Consider the following 25,068-nt stretch of genomic DNA (forward strand, 5'->3'; position numbering starts at 1 on the left):
GCACGGCTGCGGCCGATTGTCGCAGGCATGTACACGCATGAACGCATACGATGAGCGTGAATGACCGGTCCCGACGCCCCGTTTCTCCGTACCCTGTGCAGCCTGCGCTGGCTTGCCGTAGGCGGCCAGGCCGCCACCATCCTGGTCGCGACCTGGGTGCTGGGCCTGCCGTTGCCGCAGCTGCCGTTGTGGGCCGGCGTGGCGGTGCTGGCCCTGTTCAACGTCTATACCCAGCTGCGCCCGGAAGCGGCCGACACTGCGCCGCTGACCGCATTCGGCCATATCCTGGTGGACGTGATCATCCTGACCTGGATGGTGGGCTGGAGCGGCGGCATGGCCAACCCGTTCAGCTCACTGTTCCTGATCCTGATCGCGCTGGCCGCCTTCGCCCTGCCCCTGCGCTGGGCACTGGCGGTCGCGCTGGCCTGCCTGCTCGGCTACGCCGCCAGCGGCATTTTCGGGCAGGCGCTGCCGGACGGCTACTTCCGCTCTCAGGACCTCAATCGCTGGGGCGTGGTCGCCAACTTCCTGATTTCCGCCACAGTGGTGCTGGCCTTCTCCACCCGCCTGGCACTGGCCCTGCGGGAGCGCGAACTGGAACTGTCGGCGCTGCGTGAGCGCTTCGCCCGCAACGAGGGCATCGTCGCCCTGGCCACCCATGCCGCCTCGGTCGCGCATGAGCTGAACACACCGCTGGCGACCATGACCCTGCTCGCCGACGATGTCGCCGAGCGCAGCGAAGAGCCTGAAGTGCGCGAAGACATGGAAACCCTGCGCGAGCTGCTGGTGCAGTGCCGGGAACGTGTGCTGGCGCTGGCCGCACCAGCCTCGGCCGACGCGCCGGGCCGCAGCCATTCCAGCGCCCAGCAGGTACTTGAACAATGGCGCCTGGTGCGGCCGACCATCGACCTGCACCGCAATGACGATGCGCCGCTGCGGCTGCCGCTCGACCCGGGCGTAGGCCATCTGTTGATGGTCCTGCTCAACAATGCCGCCGATGCCGGCGAGAAGGCCGGCCGGCCGCGCGTGGACCTGGACCTGCGCATCGAGGGCGACGACCTGATCGGCGAAGTACGCGACTACGGCCATGGTTTCGACGCCCGTGCCGCCGTGCTGCCGGGCAAGCTGTTCGGCAGCAGCAAGAGCGAGGGCATGGGCGTCGGCCTGGCCCTGTCCCATGCCACCATCGAACGCCTCGACGGCGAGATGTGGATGCGCCCGGCCCAGGGGGCCGGCAGCCGCGTCGGCTTCCGCCTGCCGCTGGCCCCACGCGAGGAAACCCCATGAGCGCCTCAACCCTTGGTCTGCTGGTCGACGACGACGAGCTGTACCTGCGCACCCTGCAGCGCAGCCTGGCCCGCAAGGGCCTGGAAACACAGACCGCACAGGATGCCGCCAGTGCCCTGGCACTGGCCCGCCAGCATCCGCCGGCGTTCGCGCTGATCGACCTGAAGCTGGGCAGCGATTCCGGCCTGGCGCTGATCCAGCCGCTGCGCGCACTGCGCGCGGACATGCGCATCCTGCTGGTGACCGGCTATGCCAGCATCGCCACCGCAGTGGAGGCGATCAAGCTGGGCGCGGATGATTACCTGCCGAAGCCGGCCACGGTGCCGATGATCCTGCGCGCCCTCGGTGAAGAGGACGACGGCCCGGCCGACGATGGCGAAATGGAAGTGCCCGATGCGATGACGCCGATCAGCCGCCTGCAGTGGGAACACATCCAGCAGGCGATGCACGAGACCGGCGGCAACGTGTCAGCGGCCGCACGCCTGCTCGGCATGCACCGGCGCTCACTGCAGCGCAAGCTGGCCAAGCGGCCCAGCCCGGAACGCGATCCGAGCCGGTGAGACGCCACGCCATGCGCCGGTAGTGCCGGCCGCTGGCCGGCAACCTCGTGAACGATTGAAGCATCGCCTGGATGCCGGCCAGCGGCCGGCACTACCCGGGCATCAGCCCTTCAACTGCGCCAGGATCTCGCGGGTCATCGGGTCGGCAACCGCCACATCCTCGCCCTGCAGCGCCGGCAGCAGGCCACTGGCCAGCTGCTTGCCCAGTTCGACACCGAACTGGTCGAAGGCGTTGATGTTCCAGATCACCGACTGCACGTACACAGCGTGCTCGTACATGGCGATCAGTGCACCCAGCGCCTGCGGGGTCAGCGCGTCGAGCAGGATCAGCGTGCTCGGCCGGCCCCCCGGGTAGTCGCGGTGCGGATCTTCGCTGCCCTGGCCATTGGCCAGCGCTTCGGTCTGCGCCAGCAGGTTGGCCAGCAAGGCCTGGTGATTGATCGTATAGGGATCATCGTTGTGCACACAGCCGATGAAGTCGGCCGGAACGACGCTGGTGCCCTGGTGCAACGCCTGGAAGAAGCTGTGCTGCACATCGGTGCCCGCCCCACCCCACCACACCGGCACGGTGTCGACGGTGACCGGCTGGCCGTCGCGCTGCACGCGCTTGCCCAGGCTTTCCATCACCAGCTGCTGAAGGTAAGCCGGCAGCAGCGCCAGGCGCTGGTCGTAGGTCATCACCGCGTGCGTGGCATGGCCCAGCAGGTTGCGGTTCCAGATGTCGGTGAGGCCGTGCAGCACCGGCAGGTTGCGCTCCAGCGGTGCATCCAGCGCATGCGCATCCATCTGCGCCGCGCCTTCCAGCAACTGTTCAAAACGTTCGAAGCCGATTGCCAGCGCAATCGGGAAACCGACCGCCGACCACAGCGAATAACGGCCACCGACCCAGTCCCACATCGGCAGCACGCGATCGGCGGCGATCGCGAAGGCCTTGGCGGCGCGCTCCGGATTGGCGCTGACCGCATACAGGCGCTCGCTGCCACCCAGCCAGTCGTGCAGGATCTGGCCGTTGAGCAGCGTTTCCTGCGTGCCGAAGGTCTTGGAGATCAGGATGCCGGCGGTCTTCGCCGGATCCAGCGTGGCCAGCGTGCGCTGCATGGCGGCGCCGTCCACGTTCGACACGAAATGCACGCGCAGGCGCGCACCGCTGACCGGGCGCAGCGCATCGGCGACCAGGCGCGGGCCGAGGTCGGAACCCCCGATGCCGACACTGACCACATCGGTCACGCCGCTGTCTTCCAGCGCGCGCACCAGCACGCCCATGCGCTGGCGGATGCCATGCGCGGTGGCATAGGCCTCGGCCGCCACCGGCGCATCGACCACGTCGCCACGCAGCGCGGTGTGCAGCGCGGCGCGACCTTCGGTCAGATTGACCTGCTCGCCACGGAACAGGCGGGTGATGGCGCCACCGACATCACGCTCGGCAGCCAGCGCCAGCAACGCCTGCAGCGCCGCGGCATCGTATTTCTGCCGGGCGAAGTTGACGTACAACGGACCGACCCGCAGCGCCAGGTCCTGCACGCGGCCGGGTTCGGCGGCGAGCAGGCTGGGAATGCTTGCGCCCTTCAGGCGCTGGGCGTGGGAATGCAGCGAGTCGAATCCGTTGTTCGTTGTCATGCGGCCTGGGTCGGGATCGTGTCGTTGGTGTGGGTGATCTGGTTCTTGCCATCAACGTACACCAGCTTCGGCTTGAAGCTGTCAGCTTCCTGCTCGGTCATGCTGGCGAACGCGGCGATGATGATGATGTCACCGACCTGCACGTGGCGCGCGGCGCCACCGTTGAGCGAGACAACGCCGCTGCCGGCTTCGGCGCGGATGGCATAGGTCGAGAAGCGCGCACCGTTGGTCACGTCCCAGATGTGCACCTGTTCGAACTCGCGGATGCCAGTGGCAGCCAGCAGGTTGTCATCGATGGCGATCGAGCCTTCGTAGTTCAGCTCGGAATGGGTGACGGTGGCGCGGTGGATCTTGGTCTTGAGCAGGGACAGGTGCATGGGGGCGCTGCAACGGCAAAGGAAAGAGCGGATTCTAGCACCCGCACAGCGCCGGGCATTACGGCCGGCAACCTGTTCAGGTAGGCGGTGAAACCGGAGGCGGATCCCTTTTCCCCTGGGAAAGGGATCTGACCCCATGCATCGCGCGGCGCCGCCGGAGTTCAGAACTCCAGGTTGTCGATCAGCCGGGTGGTACCCAGCCGTGCGGCGATCAGCGCCACCCGGCCGCCGCCGTCGAAGGTCGGCTCGGCCAGCTCCGGAGTGCGCAGCACCGCGTAGTCAACCTGGAAACCGGCCGCCTGCAATGCGGCAGTGGCCTCAGCCTCGATGCGATCACGTGCCTGCCCGGCCACGTAGCCTTCGCGCATCCCCAGCAGGGTGCGGTGGATGGTGGCCGCGACCGGGCGCTGTTCGGCGCTCAGGTACTGGTTACGCGAACTCTTGGCCAGGCCATCCTCGTCCCGCACGATCTCCGCACCGACGATCTGGATCGGGAACGACAGCTCGGCCACCATCTGCTTGATCACGGCAAGCTGCTGGTAGTCCTTGCGGCCGAACACGGCCACGTCCGGCTGCACCTGCAGGAACAGGCGCGCCACCACCGTGCACACGCCATCGAAGTGGCCCGGGCGGCTGGCACCTTCCAGCACTTCACTGACACCCGGCGCGTGCATGCGCGTGGTCCTGTCCACGCCCAGCGGATACATCGCCTCCACGCTGGGCAGCCACACGGCATCGCAGCCGACCTGTTCCAGCCCGGCCACGTCGGCCTCGGGCGTGCGCGGGTAGCGGCTGAAATCCTCGTTGGGGCCGAACTGGGTCGGGTTGACGAAGATGCTCGCCACCACCTTGTCGGCGTACTGGCGGGCCAGGGTCACCAGCGAATGGTGGCCCCCATGCAGGTTGCCCATGGTCGGCACCAGCGCCACGCGCAGGCCCTCGCGCTTCCACTGGGCGATCTGCCCGCGCAGCGCGCCGAGCTCGTTGAAGGTCTGGATCATTGGGCGTACGCGTGCTGTTCGTCGGGGAAGCTGCCGTCGCGCACGGCGTCGGCAAATGCGCGGGTGGCACCGGCCACCGAGCCGCCTTCGGCAAGGAAATCCTTGACGAACTTGGGACGGCGATGGCCACTGTCCAGGCCGAGGAAATCGTGCAGCACCAGCACCTGGCCATCGCACTGCGGGCCAGCACCGATACCGATGGTCGGCACATCCACCGCAGCGGTCACTTCGGCGGCGACCGGGGTCGGCACGCATTCAAGCACCATGATGCTGGCGCCTGCGGCGGCCACGGCCTTGGCATCCTCCACCAGCTGGCGCGCAGCATCGCCGCGGCCCTGGATCTTGAAGCCGCCCAGGCGCAGCACCGATTGCGGGGTCAGGCCCAGGTGCGCGCAGACCGGAATCTCGCGCTCGACCAGGTAGCGGATGATGTCGACCTTGAAGCCGGCACCTTCGATCTTGACCATCTCGGCACCGGCCTGCAGCAGCTGCAGCGAGGCATCCAGCGCGCGTTCCGGGGTGGCATCGGCACCGAACGGCAGGTCGGCCACCAGCAGCGCACGCTGCAGCACGCGGGCCACGGCGCGGGTGTGGTAGACCATGTCGGCCACGGTCACCGGCAGGGTCGAATCATGACCCTGCACGACCATGCCCAGCGAATCGCCGATCAGGATCAGATCGACGCCGTTGGCATCGAAGGTGCGGGCGAAGCCGGCGTCGTAGGCGGTCAACATGACCAGCTTCTGGCCATTGCGCTTGGCCTCGGCCAGGGCGGGAACGGTCCAGGGCTTGCTGTCTGCGTGGGTGCTCATGTGCTGATAACCGGGGGAGATAACCCGGTCATTATCACCCTATCGGCGCAATCCCGCAGGCATCCACCCGCACCACTGCATCCCGCACGCTGCCATGACCGGGAATGGCCAGATCAGGCGCGATTTCGGCCAGTGGCACCAACACGAAGGCACGCTCGTGCAGATAGGGATGAGGTACCTGCAGGCCGGGCAGGTCGGTCACCTGCGTGCCATACAGCAGCAGGTCCAGGTCCAGCGCGCGCGGCCCCCAGTGCACCGCCGGATCGCGCACGCGGCCAAAGCCCCGCTCCAGCGCCAGCATGGCCTGCAGCAACTCATCGGCCGCCAAGGTGGTTTCGACCGCAGCCACGGCATTGACGAACGGCGGCTGGTCTTCATTGCCCCAGGCCGGGGTTGCATAGAGCCGCGAGGCCTGTCGCAGGCGCGTTCCCGGCAGGCCGTCCAGCGCGGCAATCGCCGCGCCCACGGTCGCGGCCGCGTCGCCAAGGTTGGCGCCGAGGCCGATCCAGGCGAGGGTCATCGCTTACTCGCCCGCCGCAGCAGCACCGGGACGTCGACGGCGACGGCGGCGCTTGCGCGGTGCCCCGCTCTCGTCATCGCCGTCTTCACTGTGCATCGCATCCAGCGACGACTCCAGCTCGCGACCGGACTGCGCCTGTGCTTCGCGCCAGAACTCGACATCCACTGCATGCTCGGACGAAGCGACCTGGCGCAGGCTGAGGAAATCGAACGCGGCGCGGAAGCGCGGGTGGGTCAGGGTACGGAATACGCGCTTGCGCTGGCGCGAGCTGAAGCGCGACTGCAGCAGCCAGATCTCCTGCATCGGCAGCGAGAAGCGGCGCGGCAGCGCGATGGTGCTGAGCTGCTGCACGGTGACCCGGTCGGCGGCGCGGCGCTGCGCCTCTTCCGGTGCCACTCCCTGCTTGAGCAGGGTCGCCTGTGCGCGGCAGAACGCCGGCCACAGCAGCAATGCGAACAGGAACGCCGGCGAGACCGGCTCGTCGTTGGCCACGCGAGCATCGGTGTTGGCCAGGCCCTCGACCAGCATGCGGCGCAGCGCGCCGGTGCGGTTGGACTTCAGCGCCCTGGCGCTCTCCGGGAACAGCACGTCGAGCAGGCCGTAACGCTCAAGGCCTTCGAAGCTGGCCACGCCGTGCCCGGACAGGAACAGCTTGAGCACTTCCTCGAACAGGCGCGCCGGCGCGGCTTCGTTGAGCAGGCCGGCCAGGTGCGGGATGGGCGCGGCGGTACCCTCTTCGATCTGGAAGCCGAGCTTGGCCGCCAGGCGCACCGCACGCAGCATGCGCACCGGGTCTTCCCGATAACGCTGCTCGGGATCGCCGATCAGTTTCATCAGGCGCGCCTGGACGTCTTCGAAGCCGCCGGTGTAGTCGCGCACCGAGAAGTCCTCGATGGCGTAGTACAGGGCGTTGCAGGTGAAGTCTCGGCGGACCGCGTCGTCTTCGATGGTGCCGTACACGTTGTCGCGCACGAGCATGCCGTTTTCCATCTCGCGGTCGCCGCTGCCGTCATCGCTGTTGGCACGGAAGGTGGCGACTTCGATGATTTCGCGGCCGAACACAACGTGGGCGAGGCGGAACCGACGACCGATCAGGCGGCAGTTGCGGAACAGCTGCTTGACCTGTTCGGGCGTGGCATCGGTGGCCACGTCGAAATCCTTGGGTTGGCCATTGACCAGCAGGTCGCGCACCGCGCCGCCGACAAGGTAGGCGCCGAAGCCGGCATCGCGCAGGCGATAAAGCACGCGCAGGGCGTTCGGGCTGATGTCCTTGCGGGAGATCGTGTGCTGGTCGCGCGGGATGACGCGCAGGCTGAACGGTGATGTAGCAGGGGAAATGATGTTGGCGCTTCCGGTTGAAGTTTCGGGATTGCCCAATGGCATCGAGGTGCATATACTAGCGCTCCTGCCTCGGCAGCGACACAGTTACGCTCCCTTCGTCTAGTGGTTAGGACGTGGCCCTCTCAAGGCTAAAACAGGGGTTCGAGTCCCCTAGGGAGCGCCAGTCGCCGCAGCAGGAACCGGAAAAAGCCCGCCTTGTGCGGGCTTTTCTGTTTTCCGGGGTTTGCATTGGCATCGATCGGTTTGGTCGCAGTAGCGCCTCCCTTTTCCTGCGTTGAGGGGGCGGGCCACCCTGGCCTGGACACGCTAAAGCCCATCCATGGGGGCTCGATGGCGCCATGGATGGCGCCATCGACCCCCCATGGATGGGTTCACGGCGTGTCCTGGATCGGCTGGCCTGCCGCCTCCCCACGAAGAAAGGAGGCGCAGAAACACAGGCCGGCCGTCAGCCTTCCATCTGCTCCAGCTCCTTGCCCTTGGTCTCGCGCACGTAGCGGACCACGAAGACGATCGAGAGGATCGCCGCGACGGCGTAGATGCCATAGGCGCCGGCCAGGCCGATGCCGGCCAGCAGCATCGGGAACGTCACGGTGATCGCGAAGTTCGAGGTCCATTGCGCCGCACCCGCCACCGCCAGCGCCGGGCCGCGGATCTGGTTGGGGAACATCTCGCCCAGCATCACCCACATCACCGGGCCCCAGGACATGTTGAAGAACACCACGTAGACGTTGGCTGCCACCAGCGCCAGCCGCCCCATGCCATCGGACAGCTGCAGGCGCCCATCGACGAGGCTGCCGCTGGCAAACGCCACCACCATCAGCACCAGCGCCACCGACATGCCGACCGAACCGATCCACAGCAGCGGCCTGCGCCCGATGCGGTCGATCAGCAGTACCGTCAGCAGGCAGGCACCGATGCTCAGCGCGCCAGACAACACGTTGATCAGCAGCGCGTCGCTTTCCGAGAAACCCACCGCCTGCCACAGCACCGCGCCGTAGTAGAACACCACGTTGATGCCGACCACCTGCTGGAACATGGCCAGGCCGATACCCACCCAGAGGATCGGGCGCAGCTTGCCGGTGGCCTTGTTGCGCAGGTCGCCGAAGCGCGGCTTGTGCTGGTCCTGGGCCAGGCTCGCCTCGATCTCGGCCTGCTTGGCCGTGGCCGCGGCCTCGCCGTACAGCCGCGCCAGCACCGTCTTCGCCTGCCCCTGGCGCCCCTTCAACACCAGGAAACGGGGGCTTTCCGGGATCACCAGCAACAACAGGAGGAACAGCCCCGAGGGCAGCACCTGCATCCAGAACATCCAGCGCCAGGCCTCATGGCCCAGCCACAGGGGCTCGGTCGAGGCGCCGGCGGCACGCGCCAGCAGGTAATTGCTGAGGAAGGCCGCAAACAAGCCGCAGATGATCGCCATCTGCTGCACCGTGGCCAGCCGGCCGCGGTAACGCGCCGAGGCGACTTCGGCGATGTAGGCCGGTGACATCACGCTGGCCGCGCCCACCGCGAAACCGCCCAGCACGCGGGCGGCGATGAACAGCCAGGACGCGTGGGCCGCGCCGGCACCGAGCGCCGAGACAAGGAACATCAGCGCTGACACGATCAGGACACCGCGGCGTCCCAGGCGATCACCCAGCCACCCCGCCAGGAAGGCGCCGATCGCGCAGCCCAGCAGCATCGAGGCGACTTCGAAACCGAGCGCCGCCTCACTGGAGTTGAAGGCCTGGCGGAGGCCATCGACCGTGCCATTGATGACACCACTGTCGAAACCGAACAGGAATCCACCAAGGGTGGCCACGCAGCTGATCAGGACGATGAATGCAGTGTTCTCACCGCCATGGGGCGCGGTGCTGGGCTGGGTTTGGGACATGGACGATCCTGCTGGGAAGGGAGTCCGGCCACGGTGGGCGACCGAGTGCCCCGCAGCGTCGCACAGCCCCCGCCGTGCCGCCAATGACTCCCACGGTCGCGCCTGCCAGACGCCCGTTCTGCGCCCCGCGCCGACACCGGGGGCCAACCTGTTCTAGAATTGGCAGGTTCAGGAATCGATCCACCCCCAAGCCCATGCCCTTTGTCGTCACCGAAAACTGCATCAAGTGCAAACACACCGATTGCGTGGAAGTGTGCCCCGTGGATTGCTTCCACGAAGGCCCGAACTTCCTGGTGATCGACCCGGATGAGTGCATCGACTGCACCCTTTGCGAGCCGGAGTGCCCGGTCAATGCGATCTTCCCGGAGGACGATGTTCCTGCCGGACAGGAAGGCTTCGTTGCCCTCAACGCCGAGCTGGCGAAGGAATGGCCGGTGCTGACCGTGCGCAAGGACCCGCCCGCCGACGCCGGCGAATGGGATGGCAAGCCGGACAAGCTGAAGCTGCTGGAGCGCTGAGAAGCGCCCACGGCGGTAACGAAAAGGGCGCCCATGGGCGCCCTTTTCTGTTCTTCGGCAGACCCCAACCGTGCGCTCCGGCAGGTGCCAACCGCGCAACCTGGTAGGTGCCAACCTTGGTTGGCACAAAAGCGCCGACCAAGGTCGGCCGCTACCAGAGCGGGTGCGGACCAAGGCCCGCAGCCATCCGACCAGCCCTTACTGGGCGAGCTTCGCCTTCAGCGCGGCGATCAGCTTCACCGGCGCTTCGGCGGTGGCCGGCAGGCCACGCGGGTCAACCGCGGAGATGTAGGCGCCGGCATCGACGGCCACTACGCGGACCAGGAAGTTGCTGCCCTCGTAGGCCACGTCGTACGAACCCAGCAACTGCGCGCGGCTGGCGATGGTCACGCCCTCCACGCCTTCCAGTGCGGTACCGACCTTGGCGAAGGCTTCATCCTTGCCACCGGCAATGGTGAAACCGGTGCTGCCGGCTGCCGGAGCCGCAGCAACCGGCGCCGCCGGCTTGGTGGCCGAGGCCAACGTCGGCACCTTGTTGTCGGTGGTGGCATTGGGCAGGTTCAGGTCCGGCGGCACTTCCAGCGGACGCATTTCCGGGGCCAGGGCGTAGTCGCCCTTGGCGCCGCGCTTGAAGCAGCCGGTGGTGCCGGCAGCGACCGCCACGGCAAGCAGGGCATAGGACAGCACGCGGACGGTGGAAACGGATTGACGCATGTGAATCTCCTGGGTCAGACCAAGACGGAAGGTCAGTGGCTGGAAAGGGCTTCGAGGGCGGCGATGTCGCCGGCAAGATGGTCGGCAGCCGGATGATGCGCTGCCGACAACGGCAGCAGTGGCAGGCGCAGGTCGTGACCGATGCCGATGCGGCGCAGCAGCGCCTTGACCGGGATCGGGTTCGGTTCGACGCCGCAGAAATCATGGAAGGGATGCAGGCGCGCATCCCACGACGCGGTGGCTTCGTGGTCGTGTGCGGCGGCCAGCTCGCACATCCGGCGGTAGGCACCGGGAAGCACGTTGGAACCCACTGAGATCAGGCCGTCGATACCGGCCTGGATCGAACGCGCGGCCGTACCGTCGTCACCGCTGAGCACGGCGAACTGTGGGCTGCGCAGGGCGAGCAGCGCCTGCACCCGGCCGGTGTCACCCACCGCCTCCTTGATGCCGACGATGTTGGGGTGGCTGGCCAGCTCGGCCACGGTCTCAGGCTGCATGTCGCAACCGGTACGGCCGGGCACGTTGTACAGCACGACCGGCAGCCCGCCTTGGTCGGCCACCGCACGGTAGTGCGCGATCAGACCGGCCTGGGTGGGGCGCACGTACGGCGGCGTGACCACCAGCGCGTGGCTGGCGCCGAGGGCGGCGGCACGACGGGTCTGTTCGATGGTCTTGGCAGTGCCCGAAAGGCCGGTACCGGCCAGGACCGGAATGCGGCCGCCGATGCGCTCGACCGCGCTGGCCAGCAGCAGGTCGTACTCGGCGTCGGTGAGCGTTGCCGCTTCGCCGGTAGAGCCGGCTACGACAACGCCATGGACGCCACCTTCCAGTTGCAGGTGCAGCAGGCGCTGCCAACCGTCGGGATCGAGGGCGCCGTCGGCCCGGAACGGGGTCGCCAGCGCGGTGATGAGGCCGGAAAGGGACAAGGACGTGCTGCTCTTGGCTGGGAAGGGAAAACGCCCGCCACGAAAGGCCGGGGGCGACTTGAATGTTACTTGCGGCGCGAAAGCACGGGCAAGTATGCTGGACACCGGTGGATCCCCGCCTCTGGCGGGCATTCAGACTAACGCATGCATTACCCGGAATCGCCTTGACCGACACCACCCCGCGCCCCGCGCCGAGCGAAAACCACCTCCTGATCAACGCCTATACGACGCATCCGGAGTCCCCCCTGCTGTCCGTCACCCGCCGCATCGCCGACAGCGGCTGCAATCTGGTGGATGCACGCCTGGCCACGGTCGGCCGCGATGTCTCGGTCACCGCCCTGGCCACCGGCTCCTGGGACTCGGTGGCCAAGCTTGAAGCGATGCTGACCCGGCTGGAGCGCGAGGAAGGCCTGAAGCTGGTCTGGTACCGCACCGCCGCCAAGCAGGCGCAGTCCAACCTGCTGCCGTACATCGTCGAAGTGATCGCCGCCGACAAGCCGGGCATCCTGTTCCAGCTGGCCGACTTCTTCGACCGCCAGGGCATCACCATCGAGAACCTGCAGAGCACGCGCTACCGCGCCATGCAGACCGGCGCGGAAATGTTCAGCGCACAGGTCACCATCGGCGTGCCGGCCAACATGCACATCGCCGCGCTGCGCGACGATTTCCTCGAGTTCTGCGACCACCTGAACCTGGACGCGATCATGGATCCGATGAAGTTCTGATTCTTCGCGCGTCTCTCACGGGCGCGTGGCGTTTCATGTAGCTGTAATGGCAAGAACCCAGGCTCGACAGAAGGACCTCATGAACAACGGCGACACCCTGGACAGCACCACCCTCTCCCTGCCGCTGGCCCTGTCCGGCGGCGACCAGGCCACCCTCGGCGACTATGCCGGCCAATGGCTGGTGCTGTACTTCTATCCCAAAGACAGCACCCCGGGCTGCACCACCGAAGGCATCGACTTCAACGCCCTGCTGCCGAAGTTCAGGAAAGCCGGCGCCGTCGTGCTGGGCGTCTCGCGCGACTCGGTGAAGTCGCACGACAACTTCTGTGCCAAGCAGGGCTTCAACTTCCCGCTGGTCAGCGATGGCGACGAAGCGCTGTGCAGCGCCTTCGACGTGATCAGGATGAAGAACATGTACGGCAAGCAGGTACGTGGCATCGAACGCAGTACCTTCCTGATTTCCCCCGACAGCCGCATCGTGCAGTCCTGGCGCAAGGTCAAGGTTGCCGGCCATGCCGATGCCGTTCTCGCCGAACTGAAGGCCTCCCAGTCCAAGTGAGTCCCACTGCCTACTGTGTCTGCCATCACCCTGCCCCGCAGCAGGCCGTGGTGGTTTTTCCCTGTCCGTAACCAGGAATCGACGATGACCCGAGGCAAGCGCATCTACGTGCTGGATACCAACGTGCTGATGCACGATCCCACCGCGCTGTTCAAATTCGAGGAGCACGACGTCTACCTGCCCATGCAGGTGATCGAAGAGCTGGACAACGGCAAGAAGGGCACCTCCGAGGCGAGCCGCAACGCCCGCCAGGTGAGCCGCTTCCTCAACGAGCTGGTGCAGGCCTCCGGGCTGGACAACCTGGCCGACGGCATTCCGCTGCAGCGGCCCAATGGCCTGCAGCTGCGCGGCAAGCAGAGCGCCGGCAAGCTGCGCTTCCAGACCAGTCATTTCGATGCTGGCAAGAGCTTCGGCAAGGTGATCCCGGACAACGCCATCCTCGGCGCGATCCTGGCCCTGAAGGAAGAAACCCCCGACCTGCCGGTGGTGTTCGTCTCCAAGGACATCAACCTGCGGATCAAGGCCGCCATCGCCGGTATCGTGTCCGAGGACTACGAGAACGACCGCGCGCTGGACGATTTCAGCCTGCTCTACACCGGCGCTACCGAGCTGCCGGAAGACTTCTGGAAACGCCACGGCGACGACCTGCGCAGCTGGAGCGACAAGGGCCGCTCGCATTACGAAATCCAGGCACAGGACGGCGAGGAGTGGTATCCGAACCAGTACGTCTACCTGCCAGGCGAGGATGAAGTCGAGCTGCGCGTCAGCCGCGTCGTCGGCGATGGCAAGGTGGTGCTGTCGCTGGTCGATGATTTCCGCCACGGCAGCCACGCCGTGTGGGGCATCAGCGCACGCAACCGCGAGCAGAACTTCGCCCTCAACGCACTGATGGACCCGGAGATCGACTTTGTCACGCTGCTGGGCACCGCCGGCACCGGCAAGACCCTGCTGGCACTGGCCGCCGGCCTGGCGCAGACGATGGACCAGCAGCGCTACCGCGAGATCATCATGACCCGCGCCACGGTCAGCGTGGGCGAGGACATCGGCTTCCTGCCCGGTACCGAGGAAGAGAAGATGACGCCGTGGATGGGCGCGTTGACCGACAACCTGGAAGTGCTCACGCACAACCAGGAAGGCGGCACCTGGGGCCGCCAGGCCACCAACGACCTGCTGGCCAGCCGCATCAAGATCCGCTCGATGAACTTCATGCGCGGCCGCACCTTCCTGTCACGCTACCTGATCCTGGACGAGGCGCAGAACCTCACCCCCAAGCAGATGAAGACGCTGATCACCCGCGCTGGCCCCGGCACCAAGATCGTCTGCCTGGGCAACGTCGAGCAGATCGACACCCCGTACCTGACCGAGACCACTTCGGGCCTGACCTACGCGGTGGACCGCTTCAAGAACTGGCCGCATAGTGCGCACATCACCCTGCGCCGTGGCGAGCGTTCGCGCCTGGCCGATTACGCTTCGGAGGTGTTGTGAACCGATGCACGCGCCTGTTGCTGCCCACGGCTGCGATCACCCTCGCCGCCGTGCTCGGTGCCTGTACGACCACGCGCGGCCCGGCCAGCGTGCCCACCGCCGAGCGCACCGGCCAGTCCTGGGTGGTCACCCGCCCGATCATCGCCGCGCAGGTGCTCGACACCTGCTCGCGCCCCAGCCCCGGCCGCGAGGCCGGGCGGGTGTCGGGTTACTGGGCGCCCAGCCGGCAGCAGGTCGACCAGCTGGAGGCGAAGCTGTCGTCGCTGGAAGCGCAGGTCCCGAAGGTGCTGGACTTCGACCGCCAGTACGTCGGCATCGAAAGCGCCGGCAAGCGGCTGATCTACATCAACGCCTTCCACCTGCCTGACGACAGCGGCGTCAATCCGGCCCGTGAAGCGATCCGCTTCTGCGATGGCGGCGCACAGTTCTGGGGCGCCGTGTTCGACCCGGCCAGCAACACCTTCAGCGAGCTGCAGTTCAACGGCGGCTTCGGCGGGCCCTGAGGGGCCTCGCCGATGGGAATACGCCTGCCCACCTGGGTCTGGATCGGCGCGGTCGCACTCTCGTGCGTGGCCGGCATGGTCAACGTGGTCGGCTTCCTCGGGTTCGAGCATCAGGCGGTCAGCCACATGACCGGCAGCACCAGCCAGCTCGGCATGGCATTGGCCCAGGGCGACTGGCGCGCGGTCGGCCACCTGTGGGGCCTGCTGATCGCGTTCTCGCTGGGCGCGATGCTCAGCGGCCTGCTGATCCAGGACAGCACCCTGCAGCTGGGCCGGCGCTACGGCGTGGCACTGGCGCTGGAATCGGCTCTTTTGCTGGTGGCCATTCCGCTGTTTGAAGAGCACCAGATCTGGGGCGCACTGGCCGCCGCCATGGCCTGCGGCCTGCAGAATGCAATGGCTACGACCTTCAGCGGCGCGGTGGTACGCACCACCCATCTCAGCGGCATGTTCACCGATCTCGGCATCGGCCTGGGCCACCTGCTGCGCGGGCTGCCGTTGCAGGTGCGACGACTGACCCTCAGCGGCCTGATCATCAGTGGCTTCCTTGCCGGCGGCGTGATCGGCGCCTGGCTGTTCGCGCGCTGGCAGTACGACGCCCTGCTTGCTCCCGCCCTGCTCACCGGCCTGACCGGCCTGGGTTATGTGGTGTACCAGCAGTGGGCGCGCTGGCGGCATTGAGGGCCGCACTCTGGGGGTCAGATCCCTTTTCCTGCGGAAAAGGGATCTGACCCCGCCTGACGGATCAAAGGCATCCACGCATGGCGTGGATCTACCTTCCCCTGCCGGACCACGGCACAATCGCTGGATGAGCCCGACCACTCCCGTATCTGCCCTCACCATCGCCGGCTCCGACTCCGGCGGTGGCGCAGGCATCCAGGCCGACCTGAAGGCCTTTGCAGCACATCGCGTGCACGGGCTCTCCGCGATCGCCGCACTGACCGCACAGAACACCCGTGGCGTCATAGCCGTGCACGTGCCGCCGATCGATTTCCTGCGTACACAACTGGATGCCTGCTTCGATGACTTCGACATCCATGCGGTGAAGCTGGGCATGCTGGCCAACACCGAGGTGATCAATGCCGTCGCCGATGCGTTGGAGCGCCATCGCCCGCCGCACGTAGTGCTGGACCCCGTGATGGTCGCCACCAGCGGCGCGCGCCTGCTGGAAGACAACGCTCTGCAGGCAATGCGTGAGCGGCTGATCCCGCTGGCCACGCTGATCACCCCGAACACGCCGGAAGCGGAGCTGCTGGCCGGATGGAAGATCGGGAACGGCGATGACGCCGAACAGGTAGCCTCCGCCCTGCTCGACCTGGGCGCCGGTGCGGTGCTACTGAAAGGTGGCCACCTGCAGGAAGGCAACCGCGTGATCGACCGCTACTTCGACGGCGTGAGCAGCGAAGAATTCATCCACGCCCGCCTGCCGCTGGATGCGCACGGCACTGGCTGCACGCTGGCCTCGGCCATCGCCGCGCAGCTGTGCAACGGCCTGAGCCTGGCCAACGCCTGCGAAGCCGGCATCGACTACGTTGCGCGCGGCCTGCAGCAGGGCTATGCCCCCGGCCGCAGCGAGGTGCTGGTGCTCGACCACTTCGGCGCTGCACCGCACGCATGAACCTGACGCCGGCCCTCCTTCCAGTGCAGTGCAACGACGGGCATCGCTACGAAGTGATGGCCTGCATGCCCGCACAGGCCATCGCCCGCTTGTTGTGGCTGCCAGCGCTGGGTGTGGCCGCGCGCCACTACCTGCCGCTGGCACAGGCGCTGGCAGCGAAGGGCGTGGCGGTCTACCTGCATGAGTGGCGCGGCAACGGCAGCAGCTCACTACGCCCGTCGCGCGCGCACGACTGGGGCTATCGCGAGGTACTCGAGCAGGATCTGCCGGCCAGCCAAGCGGTCATGGCGGCCGCCGACGAGGAAGCAGGCCCCCTGCCCTGGATCATCGGTGGCCACAGCCTGGGCGGGCAGCTGGCCTGCGTGCATGCCGGCCGCAACCCTCTGCATTTCCACCACTTGTGGTTGGCGGCCAGCGGCTCACCGTTCTGGCGTGGATTCCCGCCACCGCGCGGCTGGCTGCTGCCACTGGTTTACCGTTTCCTGCCGTGGATCGCGCAGCGCCAGGGCGTGCTGCATGGCCGTCGTCTCGGCTTCGGTGGCACCGAAGCACGCGGACTGATCGCCGACTGGGCGCGCGTCGGCCTGAACAACCACTACGCCGCCGCGGGCATGGGTGAAGACCTCGACGCACAGATGGCGCGCGTGCACGGCAGCGCCCAGGCCGTGCTGATGGAACACGACTGGTTGGCCCCGACCGGGTCGATGCAGGCGTTGCTGGCAAAGCTGCCGAATGTGGACGCGAAGCTGCGCGTGCTGTCCGCGCAGGAACTGGGCACGCGCGCCGATCACTTCGCCTGGCTCAAGGCACCGGATGCCGTGGCGGACAGCTTTTTCATTCAGTTGGATGAAAATTTTCACAAAACTGTTGACGGTGTGCGCCGACATCCGCATAATTCCGCTCCTGTCGCAGGGCGCCCGTAGCTCAGTTGGATAGAGTACCTGGCTACGAACCAGGCGGTCGGGAGTTCGAATCTCTCCGGGCGCACCACTCGACAGGTTTTCAGCATCCGCCGCTGAAAATGCAGTAAAATTAGGCAGTAAGTTGATTGTGTACCGCGCGCCCGTAGCTCAGTTGGATAGAGTACCTGGCTACGAACCAGGCGGTCGGGAGTTCGAATCTCTCCGGGCGCACCATACACAGTCGGCACAACAAGTTTATGTAATTGGCGCCCGTAGCTCAGTTGGATAGAGTACCTGGCTACGAACCAGGCGGTCGGGAGTTCGAATCTCTCCGGGCGCACCATTACACCGAAACAGCAGGCCTCGGCCTGCTGTTTTTTTATGCGTGTTTTTCGGCAGGGCTGCGCCCTGCACCTTCAGAGGCCACAGCCAGAGCCGGAGCAACAGCAACAGCGCGCATTCCGTGGGATGGCGGGGCGGTGTCGGAGTGCGGGGACGCCGCAAGTACGTCCATGTAGGCTTGGCAGCCGCATCCATGCGGCTGACACCCCGCACTCCGACACCGCCCCACCTCTGACAGATTTCCGCGATCTGATGGATCCACGCCATGCGTGGATGAATCTCCATCGAGTTCGAACATTTCGACAATTGATCGAAGAGCATCCACGCATGGCGTGGATCTACCGTGTCGACCAAGGTCGACACCCACCGACCGCACCAGCACCGACAGATCGCCGGAAACTGTCAAAGGCGGGGTGGGTCCGGTTGCGGGGGCGTGAGCCGCATGGATGCGGCGACCGAGCCTCCATGGACGGATTCACGGCGTCCCCCGCAACCGGACCCACCCCGCCATCTCACGGAATGCACGCTGTTGCTGTTGCTTTGGCCTCGGCGGGTGCAGGGCGCAGCCCTGCCAAAGCCCTACCCCCTGGCCATTGCCTCCCACCACTGCGACAGCAGCTCCGGCCTGCGCAAGCGCTCGCGCCACCAGCGCAATGCCGCGCCATCCTCACCGGTGCGCCAGGCCAGCCAGAAGGTCTCTTCCGGCTTGTGCTCCTCCACCTCACGGATCACCAGCTGGCCGCGCGCCACTGCAGCGCGCGCGCACGGCTCGGGCAGGAAGCCGAAGCCCACGCCTTCGCACTGCAGCTTCAATTTACTGGCCATGTCCGGCACCGTCAGCATCTCCTGCCCCATCAACAGGCCCACCGTGCGCGGCAGCAGCCTGCGCGCCGAATCGGAAACGGCGATCGCGCAATGCTCGACCAGCTGCTCGCGACCCAGGACGCCCGACACGTTGGCCAACGGATGTTCGGGTGCGACCGCGAACACGAACTCCACCGTGCCCAGCGGCTCGACCACATAGCCGCCACCACTGGGCCCTTCGCCCGGCGCGCCGACCAACAGGTCCGCACGGCGGTCGAGCAGGGCCTCCCAGGTGCCGGACAGGGCCTCGCCGATCAACCGCAACCGGGTCGGTGCCTCGGCCTCACGGAATGCGGCGATATCCGGCCCAAGCAGCCAGGTCGGGAACACCGAATCCACCGCCAGGGTCAGTTCGGTCTCCCAACCCGACGCCACCCGGCGCACCCGCAGCTCCAGCTCGCGGGCCGCGCGCAGCAGATGCCGGCCTTCGTCCAGCAGCGCGCGCCCGGCCTCGGTCAGCTCTGCACGTGGGCCGACCCGGTCGAACAGCTGCACACCCAGATCCTCCTCCAGCTTGGCCACGGTATAGGAAATCGTCGAGGGCACCTTGTGCAGGGCCTTGCCGGCGCCGGCAAAGGAGCCACGGCGGTCGATGGCATCCAGGATCTGCAGGGCATCGAGGCTGAGCTTGAGCATTCGAATTTTTCGATGATGGCCGTCAAAACTATCCGTTTTTCAAACCCCGGGCGCAAGCGGATACTTCTCTCCAACGGGAAAACACAGCGGTCACCGACCACCCCGCCCCATCGAAACCATCGAACAAGGAGATTCCATCATGCTGCAGATCCGCAAGAGCGCTACCCGTGGCCTGGCCGAGCATGGCTGGCTGTCCTCGCGCCATACCTTCTCCTTTGCCAACTACTACGACCCCCGTTACGTCAGCTTCGGCCCGTTGCGGGTGATCAACGAAGACAAGGTGATCGGCGGCCAGGGCTTCGGCACCCATGGCCACAGCAACATGGAGATCATCTCCTACGTGCTGGGCGGTGCACTGGAACACAAGGACTCGATGGGCACCGGTTCGGTACTGCGCTACGGCGACGTGCAGCGCATGAGCGCCGGCAGCGGCGTCACCCACAGCGAGTTCAACCACTCCGCCGACGAGACCGTGCATTTCCTGCAGATCTGGATCTTCCCGGACACCGAGAACATCGCGCCGTCCTACGAAGAGACCCACTTCACGCCGGACAGCAAGCGCGGCCAGCTGCGCCTGATCGCTTCGCCGGACGGTGCCGAGGGTTCGCTGCGCATCCACCAGGATGCCCGCATCTTCGCCACCATTCTCGATGGCGGCCAGAAGCTGCATCACGCCCTCGGCAACGGTCGTGGCGCCTATGTGCAGGTGGCGCGTGGCCAGCTGCAGGTCAACGGCATCACCCTGGAAGCCGGTGATGCGCTGCAGGTCAGTGACGAAGCCCAGCTGACCCTGGAAAACGGCAACGACGCCGAAGTGCTGGTGTTCGACCTGCCGCTGTAAACACGCCCTGTCCTGAAGACGTGGCCCAGCGATGCGGAAAGGCATCGCCGGGCCCGCTGCGCCTGATGGACGGCCCGCAATCGTATTCGGCGTTCGGTGACCCGAATGCCCCTTGCCCGATGCGACTGGAAACGCTTTCATGGCAGTGTTTATCCGGACCCGCTCTCGCATGACGCCTTCATCCCCACGTGCCCAACAGCACGCCACCCGTGCCGCCTTCTTCATTCCTGGATTCGCCACCGCCGCGTGGGCGCCGATGGTGCCTTACGCCAAGGCCAAGGCCGGGCTGACCGACGCCAGCCTCGGCGCCGTGCTGCTGTGTCTTGGGCTGGGTTCGTTGCTGGCGATGCCACTGGCAGGTGCGCTGACCGGGCGGTTGGGTTGCCGCCGGGTGATGGTGATCACCTGCGCGATGATGCTGTGCGCCCTGCCCTTGCTGGTGCTGGCACCCTCGCCGGTGTCGCTGGGCGCGGCACTGTTCGTGTTCGGTGCCGGCGTCGGTGCACTGGATTGTGCGATGAACATGCAGGCGGTGGCAGTCGAGCGCGATGCCGGGCGCGCGATGATGTCCGGCTTCCACGCCTTCTACAGCATCGGTGGATTCGTCGGTGCTGGCTGCATGACCGGGCTGCTGATCCTCGGCACGCCGCTGTGGCTGGCCGCGCTGGTTTCGGTGGTGGCACTGCTGCTGGTTGCGATGCTGTCGGCGCCGCATTGGCGTCCGCAACGGATCCTGCACGAAGGCCCCTTACTGGCACTGCCGCATGGCGTGGTGCTGTTCATCGGCGTCCTGGCCTTCGTGGTGTTCCTCGCCGAGGGCTCGATGCTGGACTGGAGCGCCGTGTTCCTGGCCGAAGTGCGGCAGGTGCCGCGTGACCAGGCCGGGGCCGGCTTCGCGTTGTTCACCCTGGCGATGACGGCAATGCGCCTGTTCGGTGACGGCATCGTCGAGCACCTCGGCCGCACCCGCACCCTGGTCTTCGGCGGTATCACGGCCGCGGCAGGCTTCACCCTGGCCACGCTTGTGCCCTCGTTTCCGGTGGCGCTGGCCGGCTACGTGCTGGTTGGGCTGGGCTGCGCCAACATCGTGCCGGCGCTGTTCTCGATGGCAGGCCAGCAGCGGGTGATGCCGGAAAGCATCGCCATCACTGCCGTGACCACACTGGGTTACGCCGGCATCCTCGCTGGTCCGGCGGCGATCGGCGCAGTGGCACATGCCACCAGCCTCGGCTTTGCCTTCCTGTGCGTCGCCCTACTGCTGCTGGGCGTAGCCGCCTCCGCCCGCTCACTGGCCCGACGCGTGGCCTGACAGAAAAAGGGGACGGAGGGGATTAAGTCGCATCTGCCCCGAGTGTGCTGCAAACGACTTAATCCCCTCCGTCCCCTTTTTTCAGCCGTGTGCCAGCCATTCGGCCTGGGCCGGCAGCTGTGGGGCTGGGCACGCGCTCTGCGGGTGGTGCTCGTCGCGCGCCATCCAGTCATCCACCACGCCGGCCAGCAGGTCCAGCCGCAGCGGCAGGGTGATGTGGTCCTCTCCACGCATTTCGATGTAGTGCGCGCGCGGGTTGGCCTGCGCGAGCTGCCGGCCCTGGCTGACCGGAATATGCTGGTCACCCTGCCCGTGCAGCAGCAGCACGCAGGCGCGGGTATCGGCCAGCGCACGCGCGACGTCGACACGGTCCAGATCGACATCGATACGGCGGCTGGCGGCGGCGATCACCTGGTTGATGTCCTGGCCCCCATAGCGCCAGCGTGCGTACGACGCCACCGCCTGCGCCTTCAGGCCCTCCGGCTGCAGTCCCATCAGGTGCGGGATCATCGTGCGGATCGCCGCACCGGCATTGGCGAACGATTCCATCGCCACCACGCCGGCCACCTGGTCACCCAGCTTGTCGGCGGTGAACACCGCCGTGGCCGCACCATAGGACACACCGAACAGGTACAGCGGGCCGGTCACTTCGCCGCGCGCGCGCAGCTCGCCGATGACATCGACGACGTCATCCGATTCATAGGTGCCATAGCCGGACGGACCTGCACCGGACTGGCCATGGTTGCGCAGATCGAGCGTGACCACGCGGTAGCCGGACTCGGCCAGCTGCAGCGACCATGGCAGCATCGAATCACCATTCATCATCCACCCATGCAGCAGCACCACGGTGCCGCGTGGCGCCTGCGCGCGGAACGGCTGTGGCACGGCCAGACTCAGGCCGGTATCAAGAGGCAGGCCGTTCTCATGACGCTGCGGAAGGTAGTGGTACCGCGCGCCGTAGTCGCCGGGGTCGAACACGCGCCAGAAGATCGGCACGCCATCGCGACCCGCTGCGAAGCCATGGCGGTTGGGCAGCCCGGCAATGGCCGCGGCGATGCGCGGGCGATCGAGCAGGGTCGACACGCCGCCTGGCGCGATCAGCCGGTCGGCAAGCGAGGTAGACGAGGCGTTGATCGAGGATGAGCATGCAGCCAGCCACAGGCCGGCGCACGCCAGCAGCAACAGCAGCAGGCGCTTCATGGGCAATCGGGAAAGGATGCGACAGCGTGGCAGGTTAACGACGCGGGCGTAGGCCATCTATCGCGCGTGGATGACGGCTTGATGACAATGCGGGATCGATTCAGGTTGTCACAATGGCGCGATCGACCTCGGCATTGATCCGGATCAATGAATACGCCGGCATGCTTGCCCACAGTGCCCCCATGCGCACCTCGTTCAAGCTCGCCATTGCCCTGGCCGCCACGCTGGCCGCCGCCTATGGCATCGCCCGCAGCACGCCCTACTGGTTCGCACCTCGGCAGGCCGCGCAGGTCGACATCCACGACCCGGCGCTGATCGCACAGGGGCAGTACCTGTCGCGCGTCGCCGACTGTGCGGCCTGCCACACCGCGCCGGGCGGCAAGCCGTTCGCCGGTGGCCTCGGCATGCAGACGCCGATGGGGACGATCTACTCGACCAACATCACCCCCGATCCGGAAACCGGCATCGGCGCCTACGACTACGCCGACTTTGAACGCGCGGTACGTCGCGGCATCCGTCACGATGGCCAGCCGTTGTATCCGGCAATGCCGTACGCCTCGTACGTGATTGCCCGCGACGCCGAGATCAAGGCGCTGTACGCCTATTTCATGGGCTCGGTGCAGCCGGTGAAGCAGGACAACGCCGACAGCACGATTCCATGGCCCGCCAACATGCGCTGGCCTCTGGCATGGTGGCAACTGCTGTTCGCACGCCCACGCAACTTCAGCCCGGATCCGTCGCTGGACGCCGGGCAGCAGCGTGGTGCCGAACTGGTGGAAGGCCTGGCGCATTGCGGTGCCTGCCACACGCCACGCGGGCTGGCGTTCCAGGAAAAGGCGATGGCCGATGATGGCAGCCGCCAGTTCCTGTCCGGTTCGGTGCTGGAAGGCTGGTACGCGAAGAACCTGCGCAGCGAATCGACCGGTCTGGCCAGCTGGCGCGAGGGTGAGATCGTGGACTTCCTGCGCACCGGGCGCACTGATCGATCGGCGGCCTTCGGTGGCATGGCCGACGTGGTCGAGCACAGCACGCAGTACCTGTCCGACGCCGACCTGCTGGCCATGGCCCGCTACCTGAAACAGCTGCCGGCGCGTGAGGGCCGCAGTTCGCAGTGGTCCCCCGGTACCGACACCACCACCGCCGCACTGCGCAGCGGCGACTATCGTGTGGCCGGTTCGCTGGCCTATGCCGAGCACTGCCAGGCCTGCCACCGCGCCGACGGCCGCGGCATGGCCCGCGTCTATCCGGCGCTGGCGGGCAACTCGATCGTGTTCGCCGATGACCCCAGCTCGCTGGTGCAGGTGACCCTGATCGGCGGCCGCACACCACATACCCGGCACGACCGCATGGCCTTCAGCATGCCAGGCTTCGAGCAGCTGCCGAACGCGCAGCTGGCACAGATCCTGACCTTCATCCGCAGCAGCTGGGGCAATCAGGCCAGCGCAGTGAGCGAGGTCGACGTGGCGCGCATGCGTCGGGTGGTGCGCGACAAGCCGGTGCACTACGTTCCGCAGGAGGCCGCACAATGAAGCGTTCGCGCACGCGTCCCCGCCTGCTGATCGGCAGTGCGATCACCCTCATGGTGCTGACCGGCGCCGGTACCCTGGCCTACCGTCATCTGTACCCGGACCTGGATGCCGCCGTCGCCAGCACGATCGATATCCTCGATGCGCAGGGCAAAGTGGTCGGCCACTACCATGCGCCGAGTGCCGAGGAGATCGCCGGTCTCGGCAATGCCGAATCGGTGATGCTCGGCCGCCGCCTCCTCAACGAGACTGCACGGCTGCTGCCGGACAATGTCGGCAACGATCTGAACTGCAATTCGTGCCACATGGCCGAAGGCAAGCGGCCTTTCGGCAATCACTACTTCAACACCGGCGGCGGCGCCTATCCGCGTTACATGCCGCGCCCGGGCAAGGTGATCGGGCTGACCGAGCGCATCAACGGATGCCTGCAGCGTTCGATGAACGGCAAGCCTCTGCCGAAGGACTCGCCGCAGATGCGCGCGATGCTCGATTACATGGCGTGGTTGAGCAGTCCTGTGCCAGAGGGTGCAAAGGTGTCCGCCCCCAGTGAGGGGCCCATCGACAGCACGCTGGCCCCGGACCCGATCCGTGGCCAGGCACTGTACGCCGTGCAGTGCGCCGCGTGCCATGGCGACAACGGCGGAGGACGGCGCGACGCCAGCGGTGACATCGCCTTCCCGCCGCTGTGGGGCGACCACAGTTTCAACATCGGCGCCGGCATGGCGCGCCTGTACAAGGCCGCCGGCTTCGTCAAGCACAACATGCCGCCGGCGGTGACCCGCGAGCCCCCACTGGGGCAGCAGGTGATGCCCGACCAGGATGCGGTGGACATCGCCAGCTACTTCATCAACCAGCCGCGGCCGGACTTCGCCAACAAGAGCAAGGACTGGCCGCGCGACCCGAAACCCAAGGACGCGCGGTACTGATGCAGGCAGCAGCTGCGGGCCGTCACACAACACGGTTCCTGCATCTTCGCGTCATGCCGATGTCATTGGCGCTGCCGACACTCCGGGGC

25 protein-coding genes and 4 tRNA genes are annotated in these 25,068 nt (G+C 66.9%); 18 read left to right on the plus strand and 11 right to left on the minus strand.

The features are described from left to right. Window positions 1-60 precede the first annotated feature (60 nt). Complete coding sequence (locus AC5P7S_RS04645) at window positions 61-1,287, plus strand: ATP-binding protein (RefSeq protein WP_005416121.1); 1,227 nt, start codon at window positions 61-63, stop codon at window positions 1,285-1,287. After that, window positions 1,284-1,847 carry a response regulator transcription factor gene (locus AC5P7S_RS04650; protein WP_005409063.1) on the plus strand — a complete coding sequence of 188 codons (564 nt, stop codon included), beginning with the start codon at window positions 1,284-1,286 and terminating at the stop codon, window positions 1,845-1,847. The genes AC5P7S_RS04645 and AC5P7S_RS04650 overlap by 4 nt, the downstream gene beginning before the upstream one ends. A 102-nt stretch (window positions 1,848-1,949) precedes the next feature. Here the strand turns inward: AC5P7S_RS04650 and pgi are convergent, their stop codons facing one another. The 6 genes from pgi to pcnB all read right to left on the minus strand — a co-directional run bounded on the left by pgi (window position 1,950) and on the right by pcnB (window position 7,551). Further along, a complete protein-coding gene (gene pgi, locus AC5P7S_RS04655) occupies window positions 1,950-3,464 on the minus strand; it encodes a glucose-6-phosphate isomerase (RefSeq protein WP_095377452.1) in 1,515 nt (504 codons plus the stop codon). Next, window positions 3,461-3,841: an aspartate 1-decarboxylase gene (gene panD, locus AC5P7S_RS04660; RefSeq protein WP_005409061.1), complete on the minus strand. Its 381-nt coding sequence runs from the start codon at window positions 3,839-3,841 to the stop codon at window positions 3,461-3,463. The genes pgi and panD overlap by 4 nt, the downstream gene beginning before the upstream one ends. 161 nt (window positions 3,842-4,002) lie before the next feature. Continuing rightward, window positions 4,003-4,842: a pantoate--beta-alanine ligase gene (gene panC, locus AC5P7S_RS04665; protein WP_095377453.1), complete on the minus strand. Its 840-nt coding sequence runs from the start codon at window positions 4,840-4,842 to the stop codon at window positions 4,003-4,005. Further along, window positions 4,839-5,654 (minus strand): 3-methyl-2-oxobutanoate hydroxymethyltransferase, encoded by an 816-nt coding sequence (gene panB / locus AC5P7S_RS04670; protein WP_049439732.1) that lies wholly within the window; start codon window positions 5,652-5,654, stop codon window positions 4,839-4,841. Before panB ends, panC begins: the two co-directional genes overlap by 4 nt. A gap of 34 nt (window positions 5,655-5,688) precedes the next feature. Then, window positions 5,689-6,174, minus strand: coding sequence for a 2-amino-4-hydroxy-6-hydroxymethyldihydropteridine diphosphokinase (gene folK / locus AC5P7S_RS04675; protein ID WP_095377454.1), 486 nt, complete (start codon window positions 6,172-6,174; stop codon window positions 5,689-5,691). 3 nt (window positions 6,175-6,177) lie between these two features. After that, complete coding sequence (gene pcnB / locus AC5P7S_RS04680) at window positions 6,178-7,551, minus strand: polynucleotide adenylyltransferase PcnB (protein WP_095377484.1); 1,374 nt, start codon at window positions 7,549-7,551, stop codon at window positions 6,178-6,180. 52 nt (window positions 7,552-7,603) lie between these two features. Here pcnB and AC5P7S_RS04685 point away from each other — a divergent pair. After that, window positions 7,604-7,678 (plus strand) — tRNA-Glu (locus AC5P7S_RS04685). A 282-nt stretch (window positions 7,679-7,960) separates the two neighbouring features. On the opposite strand, the gene AC5P7S_RS04690 is transcribed toward AC5P7S_RS04685, so the two are convergent. Next, a complete protein-coding gene (locus tag AC5P7S_RS04690) occupies window positions 7,961-9,385 on the minus strand; it encodes a sugar porter family MFS transporter (protein WP_095377455.1) in 1,425 nt (474 codons plus the stop codon). A 194-nt stretch (window positions 9,386-9,579) separates the two neighbouring features. On the opposite strand from AC5P7S_RS04690, the gene fdxA reads away from it, so the two are divergent. Next, window positions 9,580-9,903, plus strand: a complete 324-nt coding sequence (gene fdxA / locus AC5P7S_RS04695) for a ferredoxin FdxA (RefSeq protein ID WP_005409054.1) — start codon at window positions 9,580-9,582, stop codon at window positions 9,901-9,903. A 198-nt stretch (window positions 9,904-10,101) separates the two neighbouring features. On the opposite strand, the gene AC5P7S_RS04700 is transcribed toward fdxA, so the two are convergent. Continuing rightward, the gene (locus AC5P7S_RS04700; RefSeq protein ID WP_005416115.1) at window positions 10,102-10,617 is read right to left on the minus strand and encodes a hypothetical protein; all 516 of its coding nucleotides are present in this window, start codon (window positions 10,615-10,617) and stop codon (window positions 10,102-10,104) included. A gap of 32 nt (window positions 10,618-10,649) precedes the next feature. Then, complete coding sequence (dapA, locus tag AC5P7S_RS04705) at window positions 10,650-11,543, minus strand: 4-hydroxy-tetrahydrodipicolinate synthase (protein ID WP_005416114.1); 894 nt, start codon at window positions 11,541-11,543, stop codon at window positions 10,650-10,652. Window positions 11,544-11,707: 164 nt separating this feature from the next. Between dapA and AC5P7S_RS04710 the strand changes: the two genes are divergently transcribed. From AC5P7S_RS04710 to AC5P7S_RS04755, 10 genes are all read left to right on the plus strand, one after another. After that, complete coding sequence (locus AC5P7S_RS04710) at window positions 11,708-12,268, plus strand: glycine cleavage system transcriptional repressor (protein WP_005409051.1); 561 nt, start codon at window positions 11,708-11,710, stop codon at window positions 12,266-12,268. A gap of 79 nt (window positions 12,269-12,347) precedes the next feature. Next, window positions 12,348-12,827 (plus strand): peroxiredoxin, encoded by a 480-nt coding sequence (locus AC5P7S_RS04715; protein WP_049411307.1) that lies wholly within the window; start codon window positions 12,348-12,350, stop codon window positions 12,825-12,827. Between the two features lie 84 nt (window positions 12,828-12,911). Continuing rightward, the gene (locus AC5P7S_RS04720) at window positions 12,912-14,312 is read left to right on the plus strand and encodes a PhoH family protein (RefSeq protein ID WP_005416112.1); all 1,401 of its coding nucleotides are present in this window, start codon (window positions 12,912-12,914) and stop codon (window positions 14,310-14,312) included. Further along, on the plus strand, window positions 14,309-14,815 hold the full coding sequence (locus AC5P7S_RS04725; protein ID WP_495213608.1) for a hypothetical protein: 507 nt from the start codon (window positions 14,309-14,311) through the stop codon (window positions 14,813-14,815). The genes AC5P7S_RS04720 and AC5P7S_RS04725 overlap by 4 nt, the downstream gene beginning before the upstream one ends. A gap of 12 nt (window positions 14,816-14,827) precedes the next feature. After that, the gene (locus AC5P7S_RS04730; protein ID WP_053500054.1) at window positions 14,828-15,496 is read left to right on the plus strand and encodes a YoaK family protein; all 669 of its coding nucleotides are present in this window, start codon (window positions 14,828-14,830) and stop codon (window positions 15,494-15,496) included. A gap of 127 nt (window positions 15,497-15,623) precedes the next feature. Further along, on the plus strand, window positions 15,624-16,433 hold the full coding sequence (thiD, locus tag AC5P7S_RS04735) for a bifunctional hydroxymethylpyrimidine kinase/phosphomethylpyrimidine kinase (RefSeq protein WP_095377456.1): 810 nt from the start codon (window positions 15,624-15,626) through the stop codon (window positions 16,431-16,433). Continuing rightward, a complete protein-coding gene (locus AC5P7S_RS04740; protein ID WP_053500057.1) occupies window positions 16,430-17,356 on the plus strand; it encodes an alpha/beta hydrolase family protein in 927 nt (308 codons plus the stop codon). The genes thiD and AC5P7S_RS04740 overlap by 4 nt, the downstream gene beginning before the upstream one ends. After that, window positions 17,347-17,423 (plus strand) — tRNA-Arg (locus tag AC5P7S_RS04745). The genes AC5P7S_RS04740 and AC5P7S_RS04745 overlap by 10 nt, the downstream gene beginning before the upstream one ends. A 69-nt stretch (window positions 17,424-17,492) precedes the next feature. Next, a tRNA-Arg gene (locus tag AC5P7S_RS04750) sits at window positions 17,493-17,569 on the plus strand. Window positions 17,570-17,601: 32 nt separating this feature from the next. Beyond that, window positions 17,602-17,678 (plus strand) — tRNA-Arg (locus tag AC5P7S_RS04755). A gap of 578 nt (window positions 17,679-18,256) precedes the next feature. Here the strand turns inward: AC5P7S_RS04755 and AC5P7S_RS04760 are convergent. Next, window positions 18,257-19,177: a LysR family transcriptional regulator gene (locus AC5P7S_RS04760; protein ID WP_095377457.1), complete on the minus strand. Its 921-nt coding sequence runs from the start codon at window positions 19,175-19,177 to the stop codon at window positions 18,257-18,259. Window positions 19,178-19,316: 139 nt separating this feature from the next. Here AC5P7S_RS04760 and AC5P7S_RS04765 point away from each other — a divergent pair, with 139 nt between their 5' ends. Together AC5P7S_RS04765 and AC5P7S_RS04770 are read left to right on the plus strand one after the other, a co-directional pair. Further along, window positions 19,317-20,018: a pirin family protein gene (locus AC5P7S_RS04765; RefSeq protein WP_005416106.1), complete on the plus strand. Its 702-nt coding sequence runs from the start codon at window positions 19,317-19,319 to the stop codon at window positions 20,016-20,018. 169 nt (window positions 20,019-20,187) lie between these two features. Continuing rightward, window positions 20,188-21,327 carry an MFS transporter gene (locus tag AC5P7S_RS04770; protein ID WP_095377458.1) on the plus strand — a complete coding sequence of 380 codons (1,140 nt, stop codon included), beginning with the start codon at window positions 20,188-20,190 and terminating at the stop codon, window positions 21,325-21,327. Window positions 21,328-21,408: 81 nt separating this feature from the next. Here the strand turns inward: AC5P7S_RS04770 and AC5P7S_RS04775 are convergent, their stop codons facing one another. After that, window positions 21,409-22,527: an alpha/beta hydrolase gene (locus AC5P7S_RS04775; RefSeq protein WP_005416104.1), complete on the minus strand. Its 1,119-nt coding sequence runs from the start codon at window positions 22,525-22,527 to the stop codon at window positions 21,409-21,411. Window positions 22,528-22,709: 182 nt separating this feature from the next. Here AC5P7S_RS04775 and AC5P7S_RS04780 point away from each other — a divergent pair, with 182 nt between their 5' ends. Together AC5P7S_RS04780 and AC5P7S_RS04785 are read left to right on the plus strand one after the other, a co-directional pair. Next, window positions 22,710-24,056: a c-type cytochrome gene (locus AC5P7S_RS04780; protein ID WP_095377485.1), complete on the plus strand. Its 1,347-nt coding sequence runs from the start codon at window positions 22,710-22,712 to the stop codon at window positions 24,054-24,056. Continuing rightward, on the plus strand, window positions 24,053-24,979 hold the full coding sequence (locus AC5P7S_RS04785) for a c-type cytochrome (protein WP_065179458.1): 927 nt from the start codon (window positions 24,053-24,055) through the stop codon (window positions 24,977-24,979). Before AC5P7S_RS04780 ends, AC5P7S_RS04785 begins: the two co-directional genes overlap by 4 nt. Window positions 24,980-25,068: the final 89 nt, after the last annotated feature.

The sequence above is a fragment of the Stenotrophomonas sp. YJH_SMC_32 genome (assembly GCF_059369975.1).